Consider the following 12,479-nt stretch of genomic DNA (forward strand, 5'->3'; position numbering starts at 1 on the left):
ATTCTTTTTTAAGAAAATCAGAATAATAAAATCAATCTTAGGTTTCTAGAGTTTTAATGTCGTATTTAGTATAAAATCTTGGTCTAAAATGATGAAAAAAGAAATAAAAACAACTTGTTCATACTGCGGAGTAGGATGTGGAATTGTTGTAAAAAAGGATATTAATAACAAGATTTTTGTTGAAGGAGATAAAGAGCATCCAGTTAATAAAGGAATGTTATGTTCTAAAGGAATGAACTTGCATTATGTAGCTAATGATACTTCAGATAGAATTTTATATCCAGAAATGCGTTGGTCTCGATCACATCCAAAAGAACGTGTTTCGTGGGATGTTGCGTTAGATAGGGCTGCAAGTGTTTTTAAATCTATCATAAAAAAGCACGGTCCAGACTCTGTTGCATTCTATGTTTCTGGCCAGAGTTTAACAGAAGAATATTACATAGCAAATAAGCTTACAAAAGGTTTTTTAGGTACAAATAATATAGATACAAACTCACGTTTGTGTATGAGTTCTGCTGTTGTTGGTTATAAGAAAACATTTGGCGAAGATAGTGTGCCTATTTCTTATGCAGATATCGAGTTGGCAGACTGTTTTTTAATTACAGGAGCAAATCCTGCTTGGTGTCACCCAATTTTATTTAGAAGGATAGAGCAGCATAAAGAGAAAAACCCGAATGTAAAAATTATTGTAATAGATCCAAGAAAAACAGATACAGCAAACTTTGCAGATTTACATTTACAATTAAAACCAGGCACCGATATCGTTTTATATAATGCCATTGGTAGGCGTCTATATAAAAGAGGTTTAATTGATGAGGATTTTATTAAAAACTACACTCAAGGTTTTCAAGATTATAAGAAAGTTATTTTAGATACGAGTCTTAAAAAAGCTTCAAAAATATGTGGAGTTCTAGAAGACGATATCGAAAAAGCAGCAGAAATTATAGGGCTTTCAAAGGGTTTTATAAGTATGTGGGCAATGGGTTTAAACCAAAGCGTAATAGGTACAGATAAAAATACTTCTCTGCTAAATTTATCTTTAATTACAGGGCATGTTGGTAAACCAGGTTCAGGACCTTTTTCTTTAACAGGGCAACCTAACGCAATGGGTGGCCGTGAAGTTGGTGGAATGGCAAATTTATTGGCTGTTCACAAAGATTTAGATAATGAAGAACATAGAGCAGAAGTTGCTCAGTTTTGGGGTGTTGATAAAATATCTGCTAAACCAGGGCTAACAGCTACAGAAATGTTTGATGCTTTAGAAAGTGGAAAATTAAAAGCAATTTGGATAGCTTGTACAAATCCGTTAGTAAGTCTACCAAATTCTCATAGAATTGAGAAAGCGATGGCAAAATCTAAGTTTGTAGTTGTGCAAGAAATATCACATAAATCTGATACTGTAGCTTATGCAGATTTGATTTTACCTGCAGCTGGTTGGTTAGAAAAAGAAGGAACTATGACCAATTCTGAACGTAGAATATCTTATTTGCCAAAAGAAATAGATGCGCCAGGAGAAGCTAGACCAGATGTAGAGATTTTTTGTGATTTTGCAAAAAGAATGGGTTTTAGGGGTTTTAATTTTAATAGCACAGAAGAAATTTATGATGAATATACGGCTATGACTAAAGGCACTAAAATTGATGTTTCATTTTTAAACTATGAAAGATTAAAGTTAGAAGGAACATTTCAATGGCCAGTAAATAAATACAGAAGTAAAGGAACTCCTCGCCTTTTTGAAGATAAGAAATTTTATACACCTTCTCAAAAAGCTATTTTTAATGTGCCTTCATCAATACATAATACAACGGTACAAACTTCAGATGAATTTCCGTTAATATTAACTACTGGTCGTATTAGAGATCAGTGGCATACCATGACAAAAACCGGTAAAGTATCTCGTTTAAAAACACATTATCCAAAACCAGTTTTAGAAATAAACCCTGTAGATGCTTATTTAAATAATCTAAAAGATGGTGATATTACCGAAATTAAAAGTGCAAACGGAGTTGTAAGAGTTCGTGCCAAAGTTACAGATGCAATTAAAGAAGGTGTTGTTTTTTTACCAATGCATTGGGGTAAAGTTTTGCAAAGTAATTTAAATAGAGCTAACAATTTAACCAATACTCATTTAGATCCAATTTCTAAAGAACCCGATTTTAAATTCACAACAGTTGCTGTATCTAAATATAAAAAATCTAAAGAAAAAATTATAATTGCGGGTGCAGGTGCCGCTGCATTTCGTTTTTTACAAAATTATCGAGATTATAATGACGTAGACGAAATTCATGTTTTTTCTATGGAATCTAATTTGTTTTACAACCGTGTTTTATTGCCAGAATATGTAACAGAAGAATTATCTTGGGAACAATTATTAAAAATAAAAAATGCAGAATTATCTGAGTTAAACGTTCATTTACATCCAAAAACACTAATAAATAATATCGATAAGAATAACAAAATTGTTACAGATTCAGAAGGTAAAAAACATGCGTTCGATAAATTAATTTTAGCTACAGGAAGTAGAGCTTTCATACCAAAAGATGTTCAAATAGAATTACCAGGACGTTTTACAATGCGTAACAAGATAGATGCAGATAATTTTAAGAAATATTTAGACGACACAGGTCTACCGCCAGAAGAACAACATGTAGTTATTGTTGGTGGTGGTTTGTTAGGTTTAGAATTAGCTGCAGCTATGAAACACAAAAATGTAAAAATTACCATTGTGCAAAGAGCTTCTAGGTTAATGGAGCGCCAATTAGATAAAATTTCTAGCAAACTATTATCACTAGATGTGCAAGAAAGAGGTATCCAAATTTATTTTGATAACGAGGTAAGTACTGTTTTTGATGATGAAGAAACAGGTGAATTAAATATCAATCTTAAAAGTGGAAAATACATTACAGCAAACGCAATTGTGTATGCTATTGGTACAAGACCAAATATAGAAATAGCAAAAAGCGGTGGCATACTTTGTGGTAGAGGTGTAAAGGTAAATCAACATTTACAATCTTCTCATCCAGATATTTTTGCTATAGGAGAAATTGCAGAGTTTAATAACCAGTTGTTTGGCATCACATCGGCAGCAGAAGAACAAGCCGGAATTTTAGCAAATTTTATTGCTGGGGATATTAGCGAATCTTATAAAGGATCTGTGTTAATGAATATTTTAAAATTTAACGACTTAAACCTATGTAGCATTGGTAATATTACCGTTCCTGAAAATGATAACAGTTATGAAGAAATTATCTTTACTGATATTTCTAAACGTTATTATAAAAAATGTATTGTTAAAGATGACTTGTTAGTTGGTGCCGTTTTAATGGGTGATAAAAATGAGTTTGCAGAGTTTAAAACAATGATTGAAAGTAAAATTGAACTGTCAGACAAACGAGATGCATTATTAAGAGGTTCTTCTAATGCAGAACCAGTTATAGGTAAACTTGTGTGTTCTTGTAGCCAAGTGGGTTCTGGAAACATAGAAGTTGCTATAAAAAAAGGTTGTGTAAACTTTACAGAATTGTGTAATAAAACAGGTGCAGGCTTAGGTTGTGGAAGCTGTAAGACAGAGATAAGAGAAATCTTAAATAACTCAAAAGTAAGCATATGAAACAGTTAAATAGAGTTATTGTTAAAGGAGGTGTATTAACTCCGGGAGAACTAAAGTATATATGTGAATCTGTAGAGAGTTTAGGGTGTAAAACGATTTCATTTGGTTCTAGACAAGATATTTTATTACCTAAAAAAGTGCAACCAGAAGATTTACTTAAGTTTGGTAAGTTGCAAATTGTAGAGTTCGATGAGATAGGAGTTGAAAATATGGTCTCTTCTTATGTTTGTGCAGATATTTTTCCTTCTACATCTTGGTTAACAGGTGATCGTTATCTTTATATATTAGAACAATTTAAAGAGAAATCGACATTAAAAATTAATATTACAGATCCAAAACAAAGATTGGTTCCATTATTTACTGGTCATATTAACTTTATAGCTTCAGAGCATGAAGATTATTGGTATTTGTACATAAGATTGCCAGAATGGAGTGTCACTAAAATGTACCCTGCTTTAGTTTATAGTTGGGATTTGTTTAAAATTGAAGCCGCAATAGAAAGTTTGCTAAAAGAAGAACCAGAAGATATTGATACGATTTTTGAATTAGTTACAGATGCTGTAGATACGAATAATAGAACTGTAGATAAATCTTTAGAAGTACCATTTTATCCTTTTCCTTATTTCGAAGGAATGAATAAAATAGGATTGGATAAATATTGGTTGGGTTTATATTGGAGAAATAATAAATACGATGTTTCTTTTTTAAAGGAAATGTGCGAATTGTGTCTTGATAATAAAATTGGTAAAATATCCATAACGCCCTGGAAATCTTTTATTGTTAAAGGTATACCAAGAGAATCGAAATTAGTTTGGGAAAAATTTCTTGGTAAAAGAGGTATTAATGTACGTCACTCTATGTTAGAGTTAAACTGGCATTTACCAGTAGCTAATAAAGAAGCATTAAACCTTAAAAAATACTTAGTTGCAAATTTTGATCAAAATGATATAAGTACCTACGGATTAACATTTGGTATTACAGATTACAATAAATCATCTTACTATTTTACGTCTATCGTAATCGAAAAAAATAAACAACCAGAATTAATTGGTAATTTTCAAACAAGAGATACTTATAATTTATTATATGCAAAAAATTTCGACCCAAATACCAGAGCATATATTACCCACGTACAAGATGTAGATAAGGTAGAGTTGCCTGGGTTATTGATGGAGTTGAGTCAATTATATTTTGATCAATTAGGATCAGAAAAAGAAGAAGAAAAAAGAGCTATTGTAAAGAAAGAAGTTTTAATTGAAGAAGTACATCAATGTCGAGATTGTTTTACAATCTACAATAAAGTTTATGGAGATGTTACTCAAAATATTCCTAAAAATACTCCATTTCAAAATTTACCAGAAAGTTACCTGTGTTCACTTTGTGAAGCTCCAAAAACTAGTTTCGAAAAAAGAGTATTAGAAAAAAACTAAATGATTGCCTTTAATTCACATATCAATGCATCACAAAATAATACCAATGCAACGGTTTGCAATATATGTAATAGCACAAATTGCTTAATTCATAAAATAAACGAAAATTTTTTAGACAACACTACTTCTCAAAATACTATTATAAAATGCAAAAGAACTCAGCAATTTATTATTGAAGGAGCACCTGTAAATGGATTGTTTTTTATAAAAAAAGGTACCGTAAAAGTATTTAGAACAGGTATAAATGGTCGAGAACAAATTGTCCGATTTGCTAAAGCTTGCGAAATTATTGGTCATCGTGGTTTTGGTACACAAGAATATTATTCTATTGGTGCTATTGCTATTCAAGATACAGAACTCTATTATTTTTCTAAAGAATATTTACAGAAAATATTATTAGAAAACCCGAAATTTTCTTATGAGATGATGTTGTTTTATGCCAATGAACTAAATAGAAGCGAAAACAAAGTGAAATCGATATCTCAAATGACAGTTAGAGAACGAGTTATAGATTCTCTTTTATACATTCATAGAAAATTTGGAGATTTAAGAGGTTTTCTAAATCTACCCCTTAGTAGAAAAGAATATGCAGATTATGCAGGTACAACAGAAGAGCAAGTAATACGAGTTTTTTCAGCTCTAAAAAAAGAGAGATTAATTATAACAAAAGGTAAAAAAATAGCCATAAATAATCTTCAATCTCTTAAGAATGAAATAAGTGAACATAACTACTATTTGGATTTGTAAATAAGAATTAATTATTTTAATAAAAGCCTTTTAAGTTTAAAACCTTAAAAGGCTTTTTCTATTAAAAAGAAAAATTAAGTATAGGTAAGTACTTGTGGTTTATCTATAAGTTACTGTATGTTAGTTAATTGTTTTTTTAATCTGCGAAATAACAGGTTTAAGTATGTGGTAAAAAAATGTTTTTACATGTCTTATTTCATAAATACATAAGAATGTTACTTATATATTTGTTAAAAAAATAAGTATTAATACTTAATTTATTAAAAATTTAACAAAATGAAATCGCTAATTAAAAAATCAACTTTAGTTTTATCGACAGCACTTTTATTAGTTGCTTGTGGTGGTAAAGAAACTAAAAAAGCAACAACAGCTGTTCAAACAACATCAAAAACAAAACAATTAGATATTGAAAAACCACAATTAACATTTGGGTTTATCAAGTTAACAGATATGGCACCTTTGGCGATTGCAAAAGAAAAAGGATTTTTCGAAGATGAAGGTTTGTTTGTTTCTGTAGAAGCGCAATCTAACTGGAAAAACGTTTTAGATAGAGTTATTGATGGTCAATTAGATGGTTCTCATATGTTAGCAGGTCAACCAATTGCTGCAGGTGCAGGTTTTGGACGTCAAGCAAAATTAGTAACTCCTTTTTCTATGGATTTAAACGGAAATGGAATTACAGTTTCTAATGATGTTTGGTCTAAAATGAGGCCAAATGTACCAAAAGATGCTCAAGGTAAACCAATTCATCCTATTAAAGCAGATGCTTTAAAACCAGTTATTACAGACTACAAAAACTCTGGTAAAGCATTTAAAATGGGAATGGTCTTTCCCGTATCTACACACAATTATGAAATTAGATATTGGTTAGCTGCTGCCGGAATTCATCCTGGTATGTACACAAAAGAAAATGTACAAGGACAAATTGATGCCGAGGTTTTACTATCTGTAACACCACCACCACAAATGCCAGCAACATTAGAAGCAGGTACAATTTATGGATATTGTGTAGGTGAGCCTTGGAATCAGCAAGCTGTATTTAAAGGAATTGGAGTTCCTGTGGTAACAAACTATGATATCTGGAAAAATAACCCAGAAAAAGTATTTGTAATGACAGAGAAGTTTGTGAAGGAAAACCCAAATACAGCAATTGCAGTTACTAAAGCATTAATTAGAGCAGGTAAATGGTTAGATAAGCCAGAAAACAGAAAAGAAGCTGTAAAAATCTTATCAATGTCTCAATATGTTGGTGCGCCAGAAGCTGTTTTGGCAAACTCTATGACTGGTACTTTTGAGTTTGAAAAAGGAGATAAAAGAGAAATGGAAGATTTTAATGTATTCTATAAATACAATGCAACCTATCCTTTTTATTCTGATGGAATTTGGTTTTTAACGCAAATGAGAAGATGGGGGCAAATACCAGATGCGAAATCTGCAAATTGGTACGCATCAACTATAAAAGATATTTACAGACCAGATATTTGGAAAAAAGCAGCAACACTTTTAGTAGAAGAAGGTAATATTCCTGCAACAGATATTCCTGTAACAGATGGTTATAAGCCAGCAACAGCAGATTTTATAGATGGTACAACATATGATGCTAAGGATCCTATTGGATACATCAATAGTTTTAAAATAGGAAATAAAGACAAAAAGTAATTCTCATAAATTATTAAATAAGAAATTATGAAAGCAAGTAGTTTAACATTAGGAAGAGTGTCTAACTTTTTAGGTTTTGGTTTTTTTACGACTTTAAGAAATGTATTTACAGGAAATTTAGAAAAAGAAGACCTAAAGAAATTTCTGCGTAAAGTAATAGTGCCACTTGCTTCTATATTTTTATTTATTTTGATTTGGCATATAGGTGCCAAAACATTATTTGGTATCGAGGCCAAATTTAAAATTGAAAAAGCATTAGAAGATCAAGGTCAAGCTGCTGCAGACGCTTTAACAGCTTGTATTGCTTCTGGTGAATCTAGTTGCCAGCCCAATACATTGCCGTCTCCTGCACAGGTTTGGGAATCTTTTCAATCTTTATTAAGAGATCATCATATTATTAGTGCAGATAAAGAGGCTTTTATAGAAAAAACTGCGGCTTTAAATAAAACAAGAATTGCAGCAGGTAAAGATGCAATTGTTTACACTGGTAGACCGTCTTTTGTAGATCAAATTTTTAGAAGTCTACAAACAGTTTTTGCAGGTTTCTTTTTAGCATTATTAATTGCTGTTCCTTTGGGTATACTAATAGGTTTAAGTTCAACATTAAAAAGTGCATTTAATTGGTTTATTCAAATTTTTAAGCCTGTATCTCCGGTAGTTTGGTACTTATTAGTTTTTATGATTGTAAAAACTGTATTAATAGGTTCTACAGAAGATAGTTCGTTTACTATTTCATTTATTAGTGTTGGCTTGTGTTCTATGTGGGCAACTTTAGTAAATACAGCAATGGGTGTTTCTACAGTAGATAAAGATTATATAAATGTAGCCAAAGTTTTAAAGTTAGGTACTTTTCAAAAAATTTTCAAAGTAGTATTACCATCATCTCTACCGCTAATCTTTACAGGGCTAAAAATTACGTTGTCTGTTGCTTGGATGGTTTTAATCGCGATTGAATTATTGGCTCAAAGTCCTGGTTTGGGTTTGTTTGTTTGGGAAGAATTTCAAAACGGAGCAAACGACTCTAATGCCAAAATTATTGTTGCCATGTTTGCAATTGGTATTATTGGTTTTCTGTTAGATAGATTAATGTTAACCATACAAAATTGGGTGTCTTTTGATAAACAAGATGCTATATAAATCGATTTAACTATGCGTTAGGGATTGAAACGACATCCTCTGAGCTTGTCGAAGAGATATAGTGAAAAGCCCGACCTTTTAGGGAACGCCCAAATAAAAATTTAAAGAAATGGCATATTTAGAGCTTAAAAATATTTACAAATCTTACGGTAAAGGAGACAGTGAAACACAAGTACTGTCTAACATCAATCTAAAAATAGAAGAAGGAGAATTTGTAGCAATTGTTGGTTTTACAGGAAGCGGAAAAACAACATTGGTAAATTTAATAAATGGTTTGCTAGAGCCAACAAGTGGATCTGTTTTATTTAAAGGAGAACCGGTAAAAGGTACAAGTCATGAAAGAGGTGTAATCTTTCAAAATTATTCCTTGTTACCTTGGTTAACAGTAGAGCAAAACGTAATAATGGCTGTAAAAGCTGCATTTCCAAAACGAGATAAATCAGTTTGGAAACGTAAAGCTGCATATTATATAGAGATGGTAAGTTTAACACCAGCTATTAACAAATTACCAAAAGAATTATCCGGAGGAATGCGTCAAAGAGTAGCTGTTGCCAGAGCTTTAGCTATGAAACCAGATATGATAATTATGGATGAACCTCTTGGAGCTTTAGACGCTTTAACTAGGGGTAATTTACAGGATCAAATCTTAAACATTTGGGAAAAAGACAAACGTACAGCTTTACTAATTACTAATGATGTTGATGAAGGAATTTATATGGCAGACAGAATTATTCCTCTACATCCTGGGCCTAATGCAACTTTAGGACCAGAGTTTAAGGTTGATTTAGAACGTCCAAGAGATAAAACTGAAATGAATGATAGTGAAAGTTTTAAAACAACAAGAAATGCAATTATTGAATATTTAATGGATATTGGGGATGCTCGAAAAGCAGAAGCAAAGCAACAAATTATATTACCAGAATTAGAGCCAAAAAGTTTTGTTTCTTATTCTTAAAATAATAGAAGATGAGCGCACAAATAATTTTAAAAGAGGAGAAAAAAATCATAACAGATGTATCTAATGTAATGTTAGATTTAAAAGACTTAAAAAAAGTATATCCTACACCAAAAGGAGATTATGTGGTTTTAGAACACTTAAATCTCCAAATAATGAAAGAAGAATTTGTTACTATTATTGGGCATTCTGGTTGTGGAAAAACAACAATGTTATCTATGATTGCAGGTTTAAATCCGATTTCTGGAGGAGATATTGCAGTATTAGGAAAACCAATTAAAGGTCCAGGTCCAGATAGAGGTGTTATTTTTCAAGCGCCAAGTTTAATGCCTTGGATGACTTCTTTACAAAATGTATTATTAGGAGTAAAACAGGTTTTTCCGCACGGAACTAAAGCACAAAGAACAGATATTGCTAAATATTATTTACAAAAAGTAGGTCTAGAAGATGCGTTTCATAAAAAAGCATCAGAATTATCACAAGGGATGCAACAACGTGTAGGTATTGCAAGAGCTTTTGCAATAAAACCGAAAGTATTGTTATTAGATGAGCCTTTTGGAATGTTAGATTCTTTAACAAGAGGAGAATTGCAAGATATTTTGATTGAAATCTGGAACAAAGAAAAAATTACAGCGGTAATGATTACTCATGATGTTGATGAAGCAATATTTTTAGCTGATAGAGTAGTAATGATGACTAGCGGGCCAAGAGCAAAGATTGGCGATGTTTTAGATATCGATTTTAAAAGACCAAGAACAAGAAAATCGGTACTAGAACATGATAATTACTATACATATCGTAAACATTTAATCGACTTTTTAGAACATTAAATAAATAAAATAAAAAAATCTTTAAAACTCAAAACTTAGGATTATGAAACGTTGCAATTTCATATTCCTTAGACCTAAACAGTCAAAAATTAAACATAATAATTCAACAAATCACACAAAATAAAAACTAAACAACATGAAAAAACATTACTTAATTTTAGTACTGATGTTAGCGTGTTTTCAATTCGCAACAGCACAATTTACTTTAGATGGGCAATTTAGACCAAGAACAGAATATAGAAACGGTTACCAGGTTTTAATACCAGATGCTGCAAATGCAGGTTTTGCAACCAATACAAGAGTAAGATTAAATGCAGGTTATCAAACAGAAGCTTTTAAAGTTTATTTGAGTATACAAGATCTTTTGGTTTGGGGAGAGAATCCGCAAATAATACCCGTAGATTCTAACAATTCTTTTGCTGTTTTTGAAGCTTGGGCAAGTTTAAAACTTACAGATAATTCTGGCATTAAATTAGGACGCCAGGTATTGTCTTATGATGACCAACGTTTTTTTGGTGGTCTAGATTGGGCACAACAAGGTAGAAATCACGATTTGGCGATGTTTCAATACAGAACAGAAAACTTCATGTTAGATTTAGGTTTGGCTTTCAATCAAGATTTAGATGGCGCCGGAGGTCCATTATTTGGTTTTCAAAACGTAGGTACAGCTTACCCTGCAAACAACCCATTTCAATATAAATCTATGCAACATTTGTATGCAAAGAAAACTTGGGAAGGATTTAATGCAAGTCTTTTACTCGTAAATTATGGGCATCAAAATTATGATTTAAATGGAAATGCAGATGGTGTAAATAGCTTAATTACAGCGGGTACTCATTTAAATTATAAGAAAGGTAAATTTGGTTTAGCAGGTAATGCTTTTCTACAAACGGGTACATTTTTTAATGGAAGTACAGATGTTGGAGGTGCTTATCTTTTAGGGGTAGATGCAAGTTACAAAGCCACAGATAAAGTTAGTTTTGGCGCAGGTATAGAATTAATTAGTGGTGATGATGCTACTACATCAGATAAAACGGAAGCCTTTTTACCAACTTTTGGTACAAATCATAAGTTTAATGGTTTTATGGATTATTTTTATGTTGCTAACCATATTAATACTATTGGTTTAATAGATATACATGCAAGCGCAAACATTAAATTAAACAAATCTTCAAATATAATGGCCAAAGTTTTAAATTTTAGTGGAGAACAGGCTTTAGCTAGTGGAGAGAAGTCTTTAGGAACTGAAATAGATTTAGTCTACAAGAAAAAATTTAAAGGATTTTCATTAGTTGCAGGGTACTCTCAAATGTTTGCATCTGATGGTATGTATGAGTTAAAAGGTGTTACAGAAAGTAATGCTTCAAACACTCAAAATTGGGCTTGGTTAATGTTAGTAATAAAACCAAAATTCATAACAGGTAAATAATACGTTACTAGTAAAATTCTTTTTATAAACTTAAGAAATCCCTTTTAAAAGGGGTTTTTTTTGTGATATTAATTCTTTAGAGTATTCAAAAAAAATACGGTATATGTTTAGTTTGAAAAACGTAATTAGGGTAAAATACGCTTAATATTAGTATAAAATCATATGATCAATTTTTTGTAACTTCACTTCATAATTTTAAATCTACTTTTTATGCCAAATTACAATTTAAATGTTAACGGAAAAAATGTTACTGTTACTGCAGATGAAGATACGCCATTACTTTGGGTTTTACGAGATGAATTAAATTTGGTGGGTACAAAATTTGGCTGTGGTATTGCACAATGTGGTGCTTGTACAGTGCATATAGATGGTGTTGCAACAAGAAGTTGCCAAATGCAAGTTTCTATTTTAGATGATACAAAGATTACTACAATAGAAGGTTTATCTAAAGACGGTAAACATCCGGTACAAGAAGCATGGAAAGAGATTGATGTGCCACAATGTGGTTACTGTCAGGCAGGACAAATAATGACAGCTTCTGCCTTTTTATCAGAAAATAAAAACCCATCAGAAAAAGAAATAAGAGAAGCAATGCATGGTAATATATGTAGATGTGCTTCTTATAATAGAATAGAAAAAGCAGTAAAAGTTGCTTCAGAAAAAATGCAATAATCACTAAAAT

Annotated in this window: 9 protein-coding genes; all 9 read left to right on the plus strand. The window is 31.4% G+C overall.

What is annotated here, in order from left to right:
• The first annotated feature begins 88 nt into the window (after positions 1-88).
• The 9 genes from ACYPV9_RS01530 to ACYPV9_RS01570 all read left to right on the plus strand — a co-directional run bounded on the left by ACYPV9_RS01530 (position 89) and on the right by ACYPV9_RS01570 (position 12,469).
• Complete coding sequence (locus tag ACYPV9_RS01530) at positions 89-3,610, plus strand: molybdopterin-dependent oxidoreductase (protein ID WP_459741368.1); 3,522 nt, start codon at positions 89-91, stop codon at positions 3,608-3,610.
• Complete coding sequence (locus ACYPV9_RS01535; protein WP_299064628.1) at positions 3,607-5,040, plus strand: rubredoxin; 1,434 nt, start codon at positions 3,607-3,609, stop codon at positions 5,038-5,040. Before ACYPV9_RS01530 ends, ACYPV9_RS01535 begins: the two co-directional genes overlap by 4 nt.
• On the plus strand, positions 5,041-5,787 hold the full coding sequence (locus ACYPV9_RS01540; RefSeq protein WP_299064630.1) for a Crp/Fnr family transcriptional regulator: 747 nt from the start codon (positions 5,041-5,043) through the stop codon (positions 5,785-5,787).
• A 276-nt stretch (positions 5,788-6,063) separates the two neighbouring features.
• A complete protein-coding gene (locus tag ACYPV9_RS01545) occupies positions 6,064-7,446 on the plus strand; it encodes a CmpA/NrtA family ABC transporter substrate-binding protein (RefSeq protein WP_299064632.1) in 1,383 nt (460 codons plus the stop codon).
• A 27-nt stretch (positions 7,447-7,473) separates the two neighbouring features.
• On the plus strand, positions 7,474-8,583 hold the full coding sequence (locus tag ACYPV9_RS01550) for an ABC transporter permease (RefSeq protein ID WP_299064634.1): 1,110 nt from the start codon (positions 7,474-7,476) through the stop codon (positions 8,581-8,583).
• A 109-nt stretch (positions 8,584-8,692) separates the two neighbouring features.
• Positions 8,693-9,538: an ABC transporter ATP-binding protein gene (locus tag ACYPV9_RS01555; RefSeq protein WP_299064636.1), complete on the plus strand. Its 846-nt coding sequence runs from the start codon at positions 8,693-8,695 to the stop codon at positions 9,536-9,538.
• A gap of 11 nt (positions 9,539-9,549) precedes the next feature.
• On the plus strand, positions 9,550-10,368 hold the full coding sequence (locus ACYPV9_RS01560; RefSeq protein WP_459741369.1) for an ABC transporter ATP-binding protein: 819 nt from the start codon (positions 9,550-9,552) through the stop codon (positions 10,366-10,368).
• 136 nt (positions 10,369-10,504) lie between these two features.
• On the plus strand, positions 10,505-11,797 hold the full coding sequence (locus tag ACYPV9_RS01565) for an alginate export family protein (RefSeq protein ID WP_459741370.1): 1,293 nt from the start codon (positions 10,505-10,507) through the stop codon (positions 11,795-11,797).
• Positions 11,798-12,007: 210 nt separating this feature from the next.
• Entirely contained in the window at positions 12,008-12,469 is a 462-nt protein-coding gene (locus ACYPV9_RS01570) for a (2Fe-2S)-binding protein (protein WP_079737686.1), read from the plus strand.
• Positions 12,470-12,479: the final 10 nt, after the last annotated feature.

It is taken from the genome of Polaribacter sp. OB-PA-B3 (assembly GCF_054589375.1).

Bases quoted from the DNA above. Each gene is read 5' to 3' on its own strand.
- ACYPV9_RS01560 (WP_459741369.1), top strand. From the start codon at position 9,550: ATGAGCGCACAAATAATTTTAAAAGAGGAGAAAAAAATCATAACAGAT.
- ACYPV9_RS01555 (WP_299064636.1), top strand. From the start codon at position 8,693: ATGGCATATTTAGAGCTTAAAAATATTTACAAATCTTACGGTAAAGGA.
- ACYPV9_RS01565 (WP_459741370.1), top strand. From the start codon at position 10,505: ATGAAAAAACATTACTTAATTTTAGTACTGATGTTAGCGTGTTTTCAA.
- ACYPV9_RS01535 (WP_299064628.1), top strand. From the start codon at position 3,607: ATGAAACAGTTAAATAGAGTTATTGTTAAAGGAGGTGTATTAACTCCG.
- ACYPV9_RS01550 (WP_299064634.1), top strand. From the start codon at position 7,474: ATGAAAGCAAGTAGTTTAACATTAGGAAGAGTGTCTAACTTTTTAGGT.
- ACYPV9_RS01570 (WP_079737686.1), top strand. From the start codon at position 12,008: ATGCCAAATTACAATTTAAATGTTAACGGAAAAAATGTTACTGTTACT.
- ACYPV9_RS01530 (WP_459741368.1), top strand. From the start codon at position 89: ATGATGAAAAAAGAAATAAAAACAACTTGTTCATACTGCGGAGTAGGA.
- ACYPV9_RS01540 (WP_299064630.1), top strand. From the start codon at position 5,041: ATGATTGCCTTTAATTCACATATCAATGCATCACAAAATAATACCAAT.
- ACYPV9_RS01545 (WP_299064632.1), top strand. From the start codon at position 6,064: ATGAAATCGCTAATTAAAAAATCAACTTTAGTTTTATCGACAGCACTT.